The sequence below is a fragment of the Halochromatium sp. NSM3 genome, from assembly GCF_059621085.1.
In genome coordinates, this window is the sequence record NZ_JCAQIA010000027.1 from 1 (window position 1) to 17250 (window position 17250).

Sequence of the window (17250 nt, forward strand, 5' to 3'; positions counted from 1 at the left end):
TTGTGTTGCCACAAATAAACCCCTGTGGGGGGGGCCTAAAAAAACCAACCGGGGGTGGGCCCCCCCCCCCCGCCCCCGTCGCCTGGCCGGAGCACAGGCACTCGAGGCATGATGTGGCTCAGTGCTTGTCGTCCTTGACTTCCTCGAACTCGGCGTCGACCACATCATCGGTCTGCGCTTTCGCGCCCTCACTGGCACCAGCATCACCCGCCGGACCGGCGCCGGCCTCACCGCCCTGATCCTGGGCATAGAGCCGCTCGGCCATCTTACCGGAGGCCTCGCCCAGAGCCTTGGTCAGCGACTCGATCTTGTCCTTATCCTCGCCCTTCATGGCCTCCTCGAGTTCACTGATAGTGCTCTCGATGCGCTCCTTTTCGCCCTCTTCGAGCTTCTCGTCGCCGAGCTGCTCCATCGACTTGCGCGTGGCGTGGATGATCGAGTCGGCCTGATTGCGCGCGCCGACCAGCTCGTGGAACTTGCGATCGTCCTCGGCATGCGCCTCGGCATCCTTGACCATCCGCTCGACCTCGTCGTCCGAGAGGCCCGAGCTGGCCTTGATCACGATCGACTGCTCCTTGCCGGTCGCCTTGTCCTTGGCGTGCACGTTCAAGATGCCATTGGCGTCGATGTCGAACTTGACCTCGATCTGCGGCACGCCGCGCGGCGCCGGTGGGATGTCCGAGAGATCGAAGCGCCCGAGCGACTTGTTATCGACGGCCCGCTCGCGCTCGCCCTGCAGCACATGCACGGTGACCGCAGTCTGATGGTCGTCGGCGGTCGAGAACACCTGATTGGCCGAGGTCGGGATGGTGGTGTTCTTCTCGATCAGCTTGGTCATGACGCCGCCCAGCGTTTCGATGCCGAGCGACAGCGGGGTCACATCGAGCAGCAGCACATCCTTGACCCCACCGCCCAGCACACCGCCCTGGATCGCCGCGCCGACCGCCACGGCCTCGTCCGGGTTGACGTCCTTGCGCGGCGCCTTGCCGAAGAACTCCTCGACCTTGGCCTGCACCTTGGGCATGCGCGTCTGACCGCCAACCAGGATGACCTCGTTGATGTCACCAGCACCAATCCCGGCATCCTTCAGCGCCGTGCGGCAGGGCCCGATGGTGCGATCGACCAGATCCTCGACCAGCGACTCGAGCTTGGAGCGCGTCAGCTTGACGTTGAGATGCTTCGGCCCGGTCTGATCGGCGGTGATGTAGGGCAGATTGATGTCGGTCTGCTGGCTCGAAGACAGCTCGATCTTGGCCTTCTCGGCGGCCTCTTTCAGGCGCTGCAGCGCGAGCGGATCATTGTGCAGATCGACGCCCTGCTCCTTCTTGAAGGTCTCGGCGAGGAAGTCGATGATGCGCAGGTCGAAGTCCTCGCCGCCGAGGAAGGTGTCGCCATTGGTCGAGAGCACCTCGAACTGATGCTCGCCCTCGATCTCGGCGATTTCGATGATCGAGATGTCGAAGGTGCCGCCGCCGAGGTCATAGACCGCGAGCTTTTGATCGCCGCGCTTTTTGTCCATGCCGTAGGCGAGCGAGGCGGCCGTCGGCTCGTTGATGATGCGCTTGACATCGAGACCGGCGATGCGCCCGGCATCCTTGGTCGCCTGGCGCTGCGAGTCGTTGAAGTAGGCCGGCACGGTGATCACCGCCTCGGTGACCTTCTCGCCCAGGTAATCCTCGGCGGTCTTCTTCATCTTCTGCAGGATCTTGGCCGAGATCTCCGGCGGCGCCATCTTCTTGCCGTTGGCCTCGACCCAGGCGTCGCCATTGTCGGCCTTGACGATCTTGTACGGGACCATGTCCTTGTCCTTGCCGACCACCTGATCTTCGAAGCGGCGCCCGATCAGGCGCTTGATCGCGAACAGGGTGTTGGCCGGATTGGTGACCGCTTGACGCTTGGCCGATTGGCCCACCAAGACCTCATCATCATTGGTGAAGGCGACGATACTCGGGGTGGTGCGATCGCCCTCGGCGTTCTCGATCACTTTGGGTTTGTCGCCCTCCATGACGGCGACACAAGAATTCGTCGTACCGAGATCGATACCGATGATCTTTCCCATGGTTTCTCTCCAAATCTAGTTAAATTGCTTTGATGTTCGTGGTCGGTTGGCTCGCCCCAGCCCACTCATTGGCGCAGGATTTGGGGCAAAACCCTGTGATTCTCAAGCGTTCTCACGGTTCTGCCGCCGGCGCGGCATCAAGCCGCTCGCGACACCATGACCAACGCCGGGCGCACCAAACGGCCATTCAAGAGGTATCCGCTCTGTACGACGTTGACCACAGTATTCGGAGGCATATCGGAGCGCGGCTGCATCGACATCGCCTGATGATAGTTCGGGTCGAAGGGCTCACCCTCGGGGTCGATGCGCTCGACGCCGAACTTGACCATGACGTCGCGCAACAATTTCAGCGTCAGCTCGGTGCCTTCCCGCAGCTTAGCGACATCGGCATCCGGGGCCTCGGCGGCAGCTTGACCGAGTTCGAGACTGTCGCGGACCTGCAGCAATTCCTTGACGAAGCCCTCGAGCGCAAACTTGTGCGCGCTCTCGAGCTCCTTGGCCTGGCGCCGCGACATGTTTTCCATCTCGGCGCGCAGACGCAGCAGTTGGTTGTTGGCCTCATCGGCCTTCGCACGCGCGTCCTCCAGCAGCATGGTCAGCTCGGCCGGATCGCCCGGTGCGACACCGGCTGACTCGGGCTGACCCGAGTCGGACTGATGCACATCGGACGGGGACTGATCAAACGCGAGCGTCTCCTCGTCGAAGTCCGAGGCCTCGCGCTCACCGTCGACGTCCGCCACCACGTTTACCTCGGGTTGCGCTGCGTCGTCTTGCTCCTTCGTCATCTCTAACCTCTCCGGGCCACCAGGCGGATAGCGACCGCGCCGCAGACGCGCCCTTGGCCTCTCGCATTGAATGTAGGTTGTCGCCAATCAGCGCCCGCGCAAGGCTGCCGCGAGCAGCTTCGCTGTCACATCGACCACCGGAATCACTTGCTGGTAATTCATGCGCGTCGGGCCGATCACCCCGAGCACGCCCAACACCTGATCCTCGACGCGGTAGGTGGCGGTCACCACGCTACAGTCGTCGAGCAATTCGTAGCCCGACTCCTCGCCGATGAAGATCTGAACCCCCTCGGCCTCGATGCAGCGATCGAGCAGATCCAGGATCTGCCGCTTCTCGGTGAAGGCGTCGAACAACGCCTTGAGCCGATCCATGCTGGAGAGTTCGGTGAACTCCATCAGATTGGTCTGACCCGCGATCATCACATCGTCCTTGTGTTCGGCGGCCTCGATGACGCGCTGCGCCATCATCACCGCCCGCATCATCAGCTCGTCCATGTGCGCATGCGTCTGCTTGAGATCGGCCATCAACTGCCGGCGCACCTCGCGCATCTCATGGCCGTTGAACAATTGCGTCAGATAATTCGACGCCTGCTCAAGCTGCGAGGCCGGCAGTGGCTGCTCGGTCTCGAGGATCCGGTTGTGCACCTCGCCGTCACCAGTGACCAAGATCGCCAGCACCCGCCGCCCCGAGAGGCCGACGAATTCGATCTGGCGAAACACCTCGCGCTCGTGCCGGGGCACCATCACCAGCCCGGCCAGATGGGTCACGCCGGACAGTGCCCGCGAGGCGGTTTGGATCAGCGTCGCAGTATCCGTGCTGCGTGCGAACTGATCGCGCAGCATGGTCACATCCGACTCGGTCAGCGGCGCGACCTTGAGCAGGCTATCGATGAAGAGGCGATAACCCGACGCGGTCGGCACCCGCCCCGCCGAGGTGTGCGGCGAGGAGACCAGCCCCAAATCCTCGAGGTCCGACATCACATTGCGCACCGTCGCCGGGCTCAGATCGAGCCCGGTATCGCGCGCCAAGGTGCGCGACCCGACCGGCTGGCCATCGCGAATGTGGCGCTCGACGAGCACTTTCAAGAAGTGCAGCGCGCGCTCGCTGACCTGGCCTTCGGCAAAGCGACCACTGGCTCTGGAGTCCATCGACACGAGATTGTCACTCACTGGCGGCTAAACGAAACCCTTCACATCCGGGATCTCAGGCGGTCAATCGGTTGTTAGCACTCTTATCTGGCGAGTGCTAATGCGTTCAATCTAAGGGGCTCACCGGATGATGTCAAGAAGCGTCCCGGCGATCAGTCCAGCGATTTCCCCAGCAATCCCCCCAGCAATCCCCGTGGCGATCACCTGGCGATGATTGGCGTGCTCGGTGCCGCATGCTAACGTTGAGCCTGGTGCGGGTCCGCGCAGGCGGGCACTCGCCAGCCCCATTCTTCCTCATCCTCGTCTCCTAGGGAGTCGCGCGCCATCGATGGCCTGGTTCCAGCATATCGGCATCATCGCCAAACAGCATGACGACCCGCGCGTCGCAACCACGGTCGCCCGCGCCGTCAGTTACCTCGGCGCGCAAGGGGTGCGGACCTCCTTCGAGCAGGCCACCGCAGCCCTGCTGCAGCGCAACGATGGCGTCAGCATCGACAGCATCGGCGAACGCTGCGACCTGGTGCTGGTGGTCGGCGGCGACGGCACCTTCCTGCACGCGGCGCGGGTGCTGGCCGAGCACGATGTCGCGCTGGTCGGCATCAACCTCGGCCGCCTCGGCTTCCTGGTCGACATCTTGCCCGATGAGATCGAGCTGCGCCTGGAGCAGATCCTCAGCGGCGCCTACGAGGCCGACACCCGCATCCTGCTCGACGCGCGCATGGGCGAACAAGCCGCCCCCGAGCGGGCGCTCAACGATGTGGTGATCCACAAATGGAACTCGGTGCGCATGATCGAGTTCGAGACCTACATCGACGGCCAGTTCATCAATGCCCAGCGTTCCGACGGCATGATCATCGCCACCCCGACCGGCTCCACCGCCTATGCCCTCTCCGGCGGCGGCCCGCTGCTGCATCCACGGCTCGATGCCCTGCTGCTGGTGCCGATCTGTCCGCACACGCTGAGCAATCGGCCGCTGGTGGTGCCGGGCAGTAGCCGCATCGAGATCCGCATCTGCAACCTGGAGCCGGAGCAGGTGCGCCTGACCTGCGACGGCCAGGTCGACCTTCCCCTCGAGTCGGGCGCCACCATCCGCATCGAGCGAAGCCTGCGTCGCATCCGCCTGCTGCATCCGCACGATCACGATCATTACCGCATCCTGCGCGCCAAGCTCGGCTGGGGCGGCCATACCCATTCCGATCTACCGTGCTGAACCTCATTACCGTCCAGGACCTGGTCATCGTCAGCCGGCTCGAACTCGAGTTGGGGCCGGGCCTGACCGCGCTCACCGGCGAGACCGGCGCCGGCAAGTCGATCCTGATCGACGCGCTCGGGCTGGCCCTGGGCGACAAGGCCGACGCGAGCCTGATCCGCAACGGCCGCGAGCGGGCCGAGATCAGTGTCGATGTCGACATCGCCAACAACCCGCCGGCACGCGCCTGGCTCGCCGAACAGGCGCTCGACGACGGCGACGAGTGCCTGATCCGGCGCGTGCTAGTGTGCCGTGGACGCGCCCGCGCCTCCATCAATGGCCGTGCCGTCAGCAGCGCTCAGCTGCGCGCGCTCGGCGAGCGTCTGGTCGACATTCACGGCCAGCACGCGCATCAGTCCCTGCTGCGGCCAGCCGCGCAGCGCGCGCTGCTCGATGGCTATGCCGCGCATCAATCGCTGACCAGCGCGGTCGCCGAGCACTATCGGCAGTTTCGGACGCTCGATCAGCGCTGGAAGACCCTGACCGAGGCGCGCACCGAGCGCGAGGAACGCCTGGAGCTGCTGCGCTTCCAGCTCGAGGAGCTGGAGGCCCTCGAACTCGGCGAGCACGAACTCGATGAGCTGGACGCCGAGCAGCGCCGGCTCGCCAATCAAGGCGAGCTGCAGGCCACCGCAGCAACGCTGGTCGAACTGCTCTACGAAGGCGAGCAGTCATTGCGTGATCACCTCGGCCGCGCTAGCGCCGATCTCAGCGACCTGAGCACGATCGATCCCAGCTTGGGCGAGACCCGCGAGCTGATCGACGGCGCCACGGTTCAGATCGAGGAAGCAGCCGCGAACCTGCGCCATTACCTGGATGGGCTCGAGATGGACCCGACCCGCCTCGGGGTGGTCGAGCAGCGTATCGGCCATATCCATGACCTCGCCCGCAAGTACCGCGTCGCGCCCGAGCAGCTGCTCGCCTTCACCGCCGAACGCCGCGACGAGCTGCAACGTCTCGAGCAGGCCGATCAGTCGCTCGAGGCGCTGTCCGCTGAGCGCGAACAGGCCCGCGCGGCTCTGCTCGAACGCGCCAAAGCCCTGAGCGCCTCGCGCCGCGAGGCCGCTCGGCGCTTAAGCGAGACCGTGACCACTGCGATGCAGGAGCTGGGCATGGGCGGCGGTCGCTTCCAGGTCGAGGTCGATTCTGGCGATGCCGAGGCGATCAGCAGTCAAGGACTCGATCGCATTGCGTTTCTGGTCAGCGCCAACCCGGGCCAGCCGCTACAGCCGCTGGCCAAGGTCGCCTCCGGCGGTGAACTCTCGCGCATCAGCCTCGCGATTCAGGTCGCGACCGCCGAGGTTGGCGGTATCCCGACCCTGGTCTTCGATGAGGTCGATGTTGGCATCGGCGGCGGTGTCGCCGAGATCGTCGGCCGCTTGCTGCGTCGCCTCGGCGAGAACCGGCAGGTGCTCTGTGTCACCCATCTAGCGCAGGTCGCGGCGCAGGCGCATCAGCATCTACGGGTGCAGAAGTCCGCGCGCGAGGATCAGACCTTCACGCGTATCGATCCACTGAATGCCGAGCAGCGCATCGACGAGGTCGCGCGCATGCTTGGCGGCACCGAGATCACCGAGACCACGCGCGCGCACGCGGCGGAGATGCTGCGGCTCAGCGAGCGCGAGTGAGTCCGTCGCGCGGCAACCGTTCAGAGATCCAATTCGTGGCGATTAAGCGCCATGCTGCAATGGCGGCTCAGCAGCGCAATGCAGCCGCTCCAGATCGCGTCTCAGATGATCGGCGACCTGCTCCGGGGTCGGCTGCCTCAGCCAGGGGATCACACCCAAACAGGGCTCTGGCAACAGATCGCGGAGCGTGGCCAGATTGTCATCGGCGGCAGCCATCGCTGGATCGACGCGGTTGGCAATCCAGCCGGCCAGTTGCAAGTCCTCAGCTTGGATCGCCTCGGCACTCAGCAGCGCATGGTTCAGACAACCGAGCCGCAGGCCGACCACCAGCAGCACCGGCAGCCCGAGCGCTCGCGGCAAGTCCGCCAGGGTGAGTTCCGTCCCAAGCGGAACGCGCCAGCCGCCGACACCTTCGACGATCACCCAGTCGGCCCGCGCCGCCAGACTGTGATATGCGGTCTGGATCGGCGCGAGTTCGATCTCGACACCGGCTTGCGCGGCGGCGATGTGCGGCGCGATCGGCGGCGCGAAGGCGTAGGGATTGATCCGCGCATAGGCGACCGGCAACGAACCCTGAGCTTGGATGCGCAGCGCATCCTCGTTGCGCAGACCATCCGCCGTGACCGCACAACCAGCGGCAACCGGCTTCATCCCGAGCACGCGCTGGCCGCGCTGCTGCAAGGCGGACATCAGCCCGAGCGTGACTTCGGTCTTGCCGATCTCGGTATCGGTGCCAGTAATGAATAGTCCCTGCCCGTGCGCCTTTGCAGGCTCCGGCGCTGGTCTCGAGATCAATGCCATAGGACTGACAATCTCGTCATTCACGGCATGGATCTCATGGACATAGGCAACCGCTTAACCCACTCACCGCGCGGCCCGCCGTGGGATCGCCGACAGCGGGATCGCGACCCCGTCGGCGATCTGCCGCTGCGCCGGCGCCTTGACGCCAGCCGGCATCCAGGCCTGGCCATAGACCACCTCCCAGGTCGAGGGCAGGCGCCCGTCGCGCCGTGCCTGCTCATAGGCGGCTTCCATCGCCGCTAAGGTCGCACGGCCGGTCAGCGCGCGCGGGCGCTCGTGCAGCGCGTTGCGCCCGCCGATGGCCTTGAGGTCGCGCATCAGGTCGCGCACGCTGGCATAGGTCATGGTGATGCGCTCGGCGTCCATCACCGGATCGGCGAAACCAGCCTGGACCAACGCATCGCCGATATCGTGCATATCCAGAAACGGGCTGACATGCGCATGGGCACCGCCGTCGGCCGCAGCCCAGGCGCGGCGCAGCTCGATCAGGGTGTCCGGGCCGAAGGTGGTAAACATGAGCAACCCTTCGGGGCGCAACACGCGACGCAGCTCAGCGAAGGCGTGCGCGAGATCGCCGGCCCATTGCAGGGTGGCGTTAGAGATCACCAGATCGACCGAGTCGTCAGCCAGCGGCAGCGCCTCCAGGTCAGCGCAGAGTGGGCGCGGCCGGTTGCGCCAGGTGCCACGGCGACGGGCACGCTGGAGCATCGCCTCGGCGAGGTCGAGGGCGATGATCCGGGATTGGCGCCAGCGCTTGGCAAGGGCTTCGATGCCCTGCCCGGTGCCGCAGCCGAGTTCGAGGATGGTCTCTGGGCGCAGGCGCACATAGTCGAGCCGCTCGAGCATGCGCGTGCTGATCTCGCGCTGCAGCACGGCAGCCTCGTCATAGCTGGTCGCGGCGCGCTCGAAGGCACGGCGGGTGGCGCGTTTGTCGATCGGGCTCATGGGGCGGTCTCGTCGAGAAAAGCGGTGATCCTGCCGGCGACCTCATCGCCGTGCGAGAGCAACGGCGCATGGGCGGCACCGGCGATGGTTCGACACTGGGCCTGCGGCATCAAGAGCGCAATCCGCTCGGCCACCGCAGCCGGAACCAGGGTATCGCGCTCACCGAACAGCCAAAGGGCAGGTTGCTCGAGATCGGCGAGGCGCGCGCGCAGGTCTTCCTCGCGCAGCAGGTCAAGGCCGGCGAGCAGCGCCTCGGGTTGCGGCTGGGGTCGCTTGGCGATGCCAGCGCGCAGGCGACGCAGGGTCTCGCGGGCGTCCTGACTGCTGCGGACCTGGAGCGAGAGGAAACGCTCGAGGGTGGTGCCGGGGTCGTCGCGCAGCGTGCCGTGGAAGCCGTCGAAGGTGGCGGCGGGCATGGCGGCGCGCCAGTCGGCGGCTTGCACGAAGCGCGGCGTGGCGGCGACCAGGATCAGGGCGCGGATGCGGCTGGCGGGCGGGCGTGGGCTGGTGGCGAGGCTGCGGGCTGGTGTGTGCTGAGCGGGTGTGTGTTGGCCGGGGCCAAGGGGTCGGCCTGGACTGCGCGTCTGGAGCGCGGCCTGCAGCGCGACCAGGGCGCCGAGCGACCAGCCGAGCCAGATGGCTTGTTCGGGGGCTTGGGCGAGCACGGCGTCGGCCCAGTCCGGCAGGTCGCGCCAGTGCGGTTGGAAGGGCGCGTGGCCGTGGCCGGGGAGTTCGATGGGGTGCAGGTGGAAGCGCTCGCTGAGCGCCGCTGGGAGTGCTTCCCAGACGCCGTTGTTCATGCCCCAGCCGTGGAGCAGGACGAGAGTGGGTCGGTCGTGGTGCATCGTTGTTGGTGAGCTTGGTGCGTGTAGGTTGGCAGCGGTGTGCCGCTTGTTTCTGAGCCTTCTGAGCCGTTCCCTGCTGATTGTCTTGCTCGCGTTGGTCGAGTGTGTCGCGGTTTTGGTGCGATGGCCTAACTTGGCGCTCGTGCCGGCGTCGGCTGGCGGGCGCTGGGGGTGTGCACAGCAAGGATGCTGTGCGCAAGCCGTCCAAGGACGGATTCACGGCGTCCCCCGGCGCCCGCCAGCCGACACCAGCACCTCTGGGCTATTGCTACTCCTTGGGGGTGCTGTTTGGAAGTCTCGCCAGGGTGTCGAGGAGGCGATCGACATCGGCGTCTTCATGCATGGCCGAGAAGGTGATGCGCAGGCGCGCGGCGCCTTGGGGGACGGTCGGCGGGCGGATCGCGGTGACTAGGATGTCGTTGTCTTCGAGGAAGCGACTCCAGCGCAGGGCGGTGTCGACATCGCCGGCGATCAGCGGTTGGATCGGGGTCGGCGAATCGGCGAGGGCTAGCCCGAGCGTTTCGGCACCGGTGCGGAAGCGTTTGATCAGGCGCTGAAGATGATCGCGGCGCTCGTGCTCGTGCGCGGCGATTTTGAGTGCCGCAAGGCTGGCGCTGGCGAGCGCGGGCGGCAGCGCGGTGGTGTAGATGTAGCCGCGCGCGCGCTGGATCAAGAAATCGGTCAGCTCGGCGCTGCCGGCGACGAAAGCGCCGAAGGTGCCGAGGGCCTTGCCGAGGGTGCCGACGAGGATCGGGACTGCGGTGTGTGCCTCGTCGCCGTGAAGGCCGGCGTGTTCGAGGGTGCCGCGGCCGTTGGCGCCGAGGACGCCGATGCCGTGGGCGTCGTCGATCATGAGCACGGCGCCGGTTACGTTGGCGATGGCGGCTAGCGCGGGTATCGGTGCGAGATCACCGTCCATGCTGAACACGCCATCGGTGACGATCAGGCTGCCGCTGCCATCTTTGCGGGTGCTGCCGAGCAGGTCCGCTAGGCGCTCGGTATCGGCGTGTGGATAGCGGCGCAAGCGGGCTTGGCTGAGCTGGGCGCCGTCGAGCAGCGAGGCATGGTTGAGCCGGTCGGCAAGGATCTGGTCGCCACGTCCGCAGAGGGCCTGGATGACGCCGAGGTTGGCCATGTAGCCGGTCGAGAACAGCAGCGCGCGCTCGCGCCCGACGAAGACGGCAAGCGCTTCTTCGAGGGCTTCGTGGGCTTCGTGGTGGCCACTAATTAGATGCGAGGCACCGCTGCCGACACCGTCGCGCACAGCGCCCTCGCGCAGGGCTTCGATCACCGTCGGATGCGCGGCAAGGCCAAGATAGTCGTTGCTGCAGAAGGCAAGCAGCTCGCGGCCATCGATGCGCGGGCGCACGCCCTGCGGCCCGGCCAGCAACCGCCGCTGGCGATGCAGGCCGGCTTGGCGTAGACCGGCGAGTTCAGCGGCGAACTCGATCATGGGCGCGCGGTCTCGTGGGCCTGGCAAGGTGGTGCGTGGCGCCATCGGCATCGGGCGCCGTAACGCTTAGCCGCCGTGATCTCGCTCACGGTCTGGCGCCTGCTGCAGTGTCGCTCGCCGGAGCCTGACGGTCGATCGACTTGTGACAGGCGCCGGGCTGGTCGCGCCCCTCGAGTTCGGCGACCTCGGGCTGCAGCCCGAGGCGGGCGAACAGGTGCTGGTCGCGCGCGGCCTCGGCGTTATCGGTGGTCAGCAGCCGGTCGCCATAGAACACCGAGTTGGCCCCGGCGGCGAAGCAGAGCGCTTGCAGCTCGTCGGAGAGGCTGGCGCGACCGGCCGAGAGGCGCACATAGGAGGCCGGCATCATGATCCGGGCGGTGGCGATGGTGCGCACCAGTTCGAGCGGATCGAGGGCCTCGGTGCCGAACAGCGGGGTGCCCTCGACCTGCACCAGCAGGTTGATCGGCACCGATTCCGGATGCGCCGGCAGATTGGCGAGCTGACAGAGCATCGAGGCGCGATCGCGGCGCGATTCGCCCATGCCGAGGATGCCGCCGCTGCAGGTCTTGAGGCCGGCCTCGCGCACGTATTCCAGGGTCTGGAGTCGGTCTTGGTAGGTGCGGGTGCTGATGACCTGGCCGTAGAATTCGGGCGAGGTATCGAGGTTATGGTTGTAGTAGTCGAGCCCAGCCTCGCGCAGACGCCGGGCCTGGTCGTGCTCCAGCATCCCAAGCGTAACGCAGGTTTCCAGGCCCAGTGCCTTGACCCCGCGCACCATCTCGATGACCTGCTCTAGGTTCTTGTCGGTCGGGTTGCGCCAGGCCGCGCCCATGCAGAACCGGGTCGCGCCCTCCTCGCGCGCGGCGCGAGCGGCTTGCAGCACCTCGCCGACCGGCAGCAGGCGCTCGCGCTCGAGACCGGTGTCGTGCTTGGCGCTCTGCGAACAGTAGCCGCAGTCCTCGGGACAGGCGCCGGTCTTGATGCTGAGCAGAGTGCTGACCTGGATGCGGTTCGGATCGAAGTGCGCACGATGGGCCGATTGGGCCGCGAACAGCAGGTCATTGAATGGTTGTTTCAGGCACGCGCTCGCCTCGTCGATCGACCAGTCGTGACGGATGGGGACCGCGCCCTCGAGCGAGACGGGGGCGCACTGTAGGGATGGCGACATAACGGAGGTCCGGCAGCGGATTTCGGGAGTTGCGGCGCTGGAGTGCCGCCACGATCTAATCTGCTAGCCTAACCATCGGCTCGGCGCTGTCAACCAAATGCAGCACTCGCAGTTGACAAGCGATCGCTCCGAGCGACCGAGACTCGGCCATACAGCCAGGTGCGCCTTGCTCAAGCGAGGCTATACTCGGGCTCTGCCCGACTTGAGGATTCAGCATTTGGAACCCCGGATCGCTGGCGCTTTGCGACAAAATGCCCGCGTTCCTGCTTTGCATCATTGCGTGGAGCGGGCCTTGGCCCTCCTCTATCCGCCTACTTGCGTGCTCTGCGGCGCGCCCGGCGAGGCCGGTCGCGATCTCTGCGCGGGCTGTCATGCCGATCTGCCACTCATCGGCGCGCACTGCGCGCGCTGTGCCCAGCCGTTCTCGACCTCGGCTGCACCGACGCTCGCATCCGAGCGCATGGCGAATGTCATGGTCTCGAGCGCGAGCCCGAGTGCGGATATGAGTGCCGGGATGAGCGCGGGCACGGGTGGTATCTGTGGCCGCTGTCAGCAAGCCCCACCACCCTTCGCGCGCTGCACGGCGGCCTTTCGCTATGAAGAGCCCCTGTCCTCGCTGGTCGTCGAGATCAAGTTCCGCTCGAGACTGAACCTGATCCGCCTGCTCGGCGAGCTGTTGACCGAGACGCTGAGCGCCGACAGCGAGCATCCCGACTGGCAGCCTCCGGCGGCGATCGTGCCGGTGCCCCTGCATCCGCGACGCTTGCGAACGCGCGGTTACAACCAGGCGTTGGAGTTGGCGCGCGTGGTCGGGCGCCGCCTGGCCATCCCCGTCAACCACCGCTGTTGCCGGCGTACCCGGGCGACCCAAGCTCAAACTGAGTTGGACGAACGCTTGCGTCTCACCAACATCCGCGATGCCTTCGAGGTCACCGAGCCACTGCCTCAGCACCTGGCGATTCTCGACGACGTGGTCACCACCGGCGCCACGGTCTCCGAGTTGGCGCGGAGGCTGACACAGGCCGGTTGCGAGCGGGTCGATGTCTGGGCCTTGGCGCGCACCCCATGATAGAGCAGCAGGTGCTCGTGCTTGGCCGCTGGGCCTGTGCCCATATCCATATAGCCATATCCTCATTTGCCCGTCTGAGGGGAGTAGATTTCGCTACGGGCGTCTTGACTGTAGACTAGCCAACAGCATGAAGTGGACGCACCACTGGACTTCACCTAACCGAGAGGAAACGCAGCATGGCCATTAGCTTGCAAAAAGGCGGTAATGTCAGTCTCACCAAGACCGACCCGGGGCTCACCAATGTGCTCGTCGGCCTCGGCTGGGACGCCCGTTCCACCGATGGCGCCGATTTCGACCTCGACGCCAGCGTCTTCATCGTCGGCGATGACGACAAGGTCCTCTCCGACGCCCACTTCGTCTTCTACAACCAGAAGACCTCCCCCGACGGCGCCGTGGTGCATTCCGGGGACAACCTCACGGGCGAGGGCGAAGGCGACGACGAGTCGGTGTCGATCAATCTGCCCGGCGTCAGCGCCGATGCCAAACGCATCGTCTTTGCCGTCACCATCCACGAGGCCGAGAGCCGCAAGCAGAATTTCGGTATGGTGCGCAACGCCTTCATGCGCGTGCTCAACAAGGACTCCAACACCGAGCTGGCGCGCTACGACCTCTCCGAGGACTACTCGACCGAGACGGCGATGATCTTCGGTGACATCTACCGCCACGGCGAGGAGTGGAAGTTCAAGGCCGTCGGCCAGGGCTTCGAGGGCGGATTGCAGGCGTTGGCCAAGGATCACGGCGTCAACCTCGGCTGATCCGAGACTCAGTCCCATCCGCTGGAGGAGGCCCACATGCCCGCCTTTACGATCACTGGTGACATCGATCCGTTCTTGCATGTGAGTCTGCGCAAGGGCGAGAAGATCTTCTGCGAATCCGACGCCATGGTGATGATGGAAGCACCACTGCAGGTCAAGGGCCAGATGCGCGGCGGCCTCGGCAATGCGGTGATGCGGCGCTTTGCCACCGGCGAGTCGTTCTTCCAGCAGGAGATCGAGGCCGTCACCGGCGACGGTGACTGTCTGCTCTCGCCGGCCCTGCCCGGCTCCATTGAGCTGCTCGACGTCAGCCCGAGCATGTCCTATACCCTGTCGGACGGCAGCTTCGTCGCCGCCGAATCGGGCGTTCAGGTGCGCCCGAAGCTCAACACGGTTGGCGGCGGCTTCTTCGGCGGTACCGGCGGTTTCGTCATCATGGAGGCGGTCGGCACGGGCAAGCTCGCCGTGTCGGGCTTCGGCTCGATCTTCACGCTCGACATCACCCCCGGCCATGAGACGGTGATCGACAACAGCCATGCCGTCGCCTGGTCGTCGGACCTCTCGTTCGAGGTCGGCATGCCACAGACCGGGGGCGGCTTCTTCGGCAACATCGTCAATTCAGTCACCTCTGGCGAAGGGCTGGTGATCCGCTTCCGAGGCCAAGGCAAGGTTGTGATCTGCTCGCGCAACCGCAGCCTGTTCCAACCTCAGAAGGGCAACTGAAACCTCCACATCTCGATAGCGGCGCCCTCCAGTCACCACAACGACATCATCATTCACCCGAAACGAGGACAACCGAGATGGGCATCAGCCTTCAAAAGGGTCAGAAAATCTCCTTAGACAAGGAGGCCGGTGGCGGCTTGAGCCGGATCATCATGGGCCTTGGCTGGGACGCGGGAAACAGCAAGAAATCGGGCATGTTCGGCGGCCTATTCGGCGGCGGTGGCGCTAGTATCGACCTGGACGCCTCCTGCCTGCTGTTCGACGAGCAGGGCAATCAGCTCGACGCCATCTGGTTCCGCCAGCTACGCAGCAAGGACGGCAGCATCCAGCACACCGGCGACAATCGCACCGGCGAGGGCGAGGGTGACGACGAGCAGATCAAGGTCGATCTCGCCGCGCTGCCAGGCAACGTCAAAAGCCTGGTGTTCACCGTCAACAACTACACCGGCCAGGATTTCTCGCAGGTCGAGAACGCCTTCTGCCGCATCGTCAACGGTGCCAATAACAGCGAGATCGCGCGCTACGACCTCTCCTGCCAGGGCGGGCACTCGGCGATGATCATGGCCAAGGTCTATCGCCACAACGGCGAGTGGAAGATGCACGCGATTGGCGAGGTGGGTCGCGGGCGTACCTTCGAGGAACTGCTGCCGCAGATCAAGCCGCATCTGTGAGGTGACGACGGACGCGCCCGATCGCTGCTGTCGCCCTCTCGGGCCTCGATATCGGCCACCGGCGACTTCAGCATGCGCTCAGACAGCAGCCTGGACCTAAACCCACCCCGATGCATCGAGCTGGCCACCGGCAGGCTCGAGGTTCGGGTCACGCGCGCGGCATTCCCGCTCGACCAACTCTGCGGCTTTGCCGCGCGCGCCAATCCCAAGCGTGGCTTCCTGTTCGTTAGCAAGGTGTTGGGCAAGCATTGGCCGGCCCGACCAGCGACGATGGAGCAGATCCATCGCCATCTCGCCCACGCCCTCTCGCTGGGCCAGCAGGGGCCTTGGCTGCTCGTCGCCATGGCGGAGACCGCCACCGGGCTAGGTCAGGGCGTGTTCGAGGCCCTGCTCGAACAGCACCCGGACGCCGCCGCCCTCTTCCTGCACTCGACCCGCTATCGAGTGCCGGGCTATCGCGCGCTGGATTTCCAAGAGGCCCATTGTCATGCCCCGGATCAGATCCTCTACGAACCGCTCGACCCGGAGCACCAGCGGCGCTTCGCCTCGGCCCGCGAGCTGGTTCTGATCGACGACGAGATCAGCACCGGCTCCACGCTCTGCAATCTGGCCGCCGCCTACCGGGCACGCAATCCGCACTTGCAGCGTGTCCACTTCGTCTCCATCACCAATTTCAGTGGGGACAAGAGCGCCGCCGCCTTCAGCGACCGACTTGGTCTGCCGGTGACCCTGGTCAGCGCGCTGGATGCCGAGATCGACTTCAGGCCAGCACCTCGGCTCGCCGAGCAGCCAGCCCCGAGCGCGGTCGGCGACAATCGGCGGCAGCTGGATCAGCTCGCAGCTACTGGCGGGCGTTTCGGCATCAGCCAACGCTTGCCGCTCCGCGAATCAGAAGTGGCCGCGCTGGTGGACGATCTGCCTCTGGAGGCACCGCTCCTGGTGCTCGGCACCGGCGAGCTGATGCACCCGGCATTTCGGATGGGGCGTGTCTTGGAGCTTGAAGGACGTCATGTGCGTGTGCAGTCGACGACCCGCTCGCCCATCCTCCCTGGCAGGGACATCACCCAACGTCTGGTCTTTACGGACAATTATGGCGAGGGCATCCCGAACTATCTGTACAATGTCGATCCCAATGCCTATGCGCGTATCATCCTCTGCCACGAAACCCCGAGCGACAGCCTAAACGATGTGTGCGCGCGGCTCGGCGCACGCTGCGTGCCTTACCAGATGCTGCCCGCTGGGGTCTGTGTTTAGTCGTCTGCCCCAGGGTGTCTGCCCCCAGCGCAGCGTATCGAGCGTGACGCTGGCCATCGCCCTATCCTAGCTAGCCCTTAACCAACCCACACTCAACCCTAAGCGGAGGCACTAATGGCAATCAGCTTGAACAAAGGCGGTAACGTCAACCTGAGCAAGGAAGCACCCAATCTTGAGAATGTGCTCGTCGGCCTGGGCTGGGACGCGCGGGCGACCGACGGCCAAGATTTCGACCTTGATGCCAGCCTGTTCATGGTCAAAGAAGACGGTAAGGTGCCTGACGATAGCCACTTCATCTTCTATAACCAGACCACCTCGCCGGATAAATCCGTCGAGCACACCGGCGACAACCTCACCGGCGAGGGCGAAGGCGACGATGAAACCATCCATGTCACCCTGTCGAAGGTGCCGGCCACGATCCAGCGCTTGGTCATCGTCGTCACCATTCACGATGCCGAGGCCCGCCGCCAGAACTTCGGTCAGGTGAGCAACGCCTTCGTGCGCATCGTCAACCGTGACAACAACCAAGAGGTGGTGCGCTTCGATCTGTCCGAGGACTACTCGACCGAGACCGCGATGATCTTCGGCGAGATCTATCGCCACAGTGGCGACTGGAAGTTCAAGGCCGTCGGCCAAGGCTTCGCGGGCGGCCTCAAGGCACTCGCCCAGCAACATGGCGTCAACGTCGGCTAGCCG

General features: G+C 65.5%; 16 protein-coding genes. 8 read left to right on the top strand and 8 right to left on the bottom strand.

Going from position 1 to position 17250, the window contains the following annotated elements:
• Window positions 1-118: 118 nt before the first annotated feature.
• From dnaK to hrcA, 3 genes are all read right to left on the bottom strand, one after another.
• A complete protein-coding gene (gene dnaK, locus AC54T3_RS11920; protein WP_496624991.1) occupies window positions 119-2059 on the bottom strand; it encodes a molecular chaperone DnaK in 1941 nt (646 codons plus the stop codon).
• 137 nt (window positions 2060-2196) lie between these two features.
• On the bottom strand, window positions 2197-2844 hold the full coding sequence (gene grpE / locus AC54T3_RS11925; RefSeq protein ID WP_496624992.1) for a nucleotide exchange factor GrpE: 648 nt from the start codon (window positions 2842-2844) through the stop codon (window positions 2197-2199).
• 87 nt (window positions 2845-2931) lie between these two features.
• A complete protein-coding gene (hrcA, locus tag AC54T3_RS11930) occupies window positions 2932-3993 on the bottom strand; it encodes a heat-inducible transcriptional repressor HrcA (RefSeq protein WP_496625076.1) in 1062 nt (353 codons plus the stop codon).
• Between the two features lie 328 nt (window positions 3994-4321).
• On the opposite strand from hrcA, the gene AC54T3_RS11935 reads away from it, so the two are divergent.
• Together AC54T3_RS11935 and recN are read left to right on the top strand one after the other, a co-directional pair.
• The gene (locus AC54T3_RS11935; RefSeq protein ID WP_496624993.1) at window positions 4322-5203 is read left to right on the top strand and encodes an NAD(+) kinase; all 882 of its coding nucleotides are present in this window, start codon (window positions 4322-4324) and stop codon (window positions 5201-5203) included.
• Complete coding sequence (recN, locus tag AC54T3_RS11940) at window positions 5197-6870, top strand: DNA repair protein RecN (RefSeq protein ID WP_496624995.1); 1674 nt, start codon at window positions 5197-5199, stop codon at window positions 6868-6870. The genes AC54T3_RS11935 and recN overlap by 7 nt, the downstream gene beginning before the upstream one ends.
• A 42-nt stretch (window positions 6871-6912) precedes the next feature.
• On the opposite strand, the gene bioD is transcribed toward recN, so the two are convergent.
• The 5 genes from bioD to bioB form a co-directional block, all read right to left on the bottom strand.
• The gene (gene bioD, locus AC54T3_RS11945; RefSeq protein WP_496624997.1) at window positions 6913-7695 is read right to left on the bottom strand and encodes a dethiobiotin synthase; all 783 of its coding nucleotides are present in this window, start codon (window positions 7693-7695) and stop codon (window positions 6913-6915) included.
• 39 nt (window positions 7696-7734) lie between these two features.
• A complete protein-coding gene (bioC, locus tag AC54T3_RS11950; RefSeq protein ID WP_496624999.1) occupies window positions 7735-8616 on the bottom strand; it encodes a malonyl-ACP O-methyltransferase BioC in 882 nt (293 codons plus the stop codon).
• On the bottom strand, window positions 8613-9461 hold the full coding sequence (locus tag AC54T3_RS11955; protein ID WP_496625001.1) for an alpha/beta fold hydrolase: 849 nt from the start codon (window positions 9459-9461) through the stop codon (window positions 8613-8615). Before AC54T3_RS11955 ends, bioC begins: the two co-directional genes overlap by 4 nt.
• 268 nt (window positions 9462-9729) lie before the next feature.
• Window positions 9730-10914, bottom strand: coding sequence for an 8-amino-7-oxononanoate synthase (gene bioF, locus AC54T3_RS11960; protein ID WP_496625003.1), 1185 nt, complete (start codon window positions 10912-10914; stop codon window positions 9730-9732).
• Between the two features lie 85 nt (window positions 10915-10999).
• Window positions 11000-12082: a biotin synthase BioB gene (gene bioB / locus AC54T3_RS11965; protein WP_496625004.1), complete on the bottom strand. Its 1083-nt coding sequence runs from the start codon at window positions 12080-12082 to the stop codon at window positions 11000-11002.
• Between the two features lie 292 nt (window positions 12083-12374).
• On the opposite strand from bioB, the gene AC54T3_RS11970 reads away from it, so the two are divergent.
• The 6 genes from AC54T3_RS11970 (at window position 12375) to AC54T3_RS11995 (ending at window position 17247) form a co-directional block, all read left to right on the top strand.
• A complete protein-coding gene (locus AC54T3_RS11970) occupies window positions 12375-13151 on the top strand; it encodes a ComFC family protein (protein WP_496625006.1) in 777 nt (258 codons plus the stop codon).
• 176 nt (window positions 13152-13327) lie between these two features.
• Window positions 13328-13906: a TerD family protein gene (locus AC54T3_RS11975; protein WP_496625008.1), complete on the top strand. Its 579-nt coding sequence runs from the start codon at window positions 13328-13330 to the stop codon at window positions 13904-13906.
• 36 nt (window positions 13907-13942) lie between these two features.
• Window positions 13943-14629: a TIGR00266 family protein gene (locus AC54T3_RS11980; protein WP_496625009.1), complete on the top strand. Its 687-nt coding sequence runs from the start codon at window positions 13943-13945 to the stop codon at window positions 14627-14629.
• Window positions 14630-14706: 77 nt separating this feature from the next.
• Entirely contained in the window at window positions 14707-15300 is a 594-nt protein-coding gene (locus AC54T3_RS11985) for a TerD family protein (RefSeq protein ID WP_496625011.1), read from the top strand.
• Window positions 15301-15372: 72 nt separating this feature from the next.
• The gene (locus AC54T3_RS11990) at window positions 15373-16554 is read left to right on the top strand and encodes a phosphoribosyltransferase domain-containing protein (RefSeq protein WP_496625013.1); all 1182 of its coding nucleotides are present in this window, start codon (window positions 15373-15375) and stop codon (window positions 16552-16554) included.
• Window positions 16555-16668: 114 nt separating this feature from the next.
• Entirely contained in the window at window positions 16669-17247 is a 579-nt protein-coding gene (locus tag AC54T3_RS11995; RefSeq protein WP_496625014.1) for a TerD family protein, read from the top strand.
• The last annotated feature ends 3 nt before the right edge of the window (window positions 17248-17250 follow it).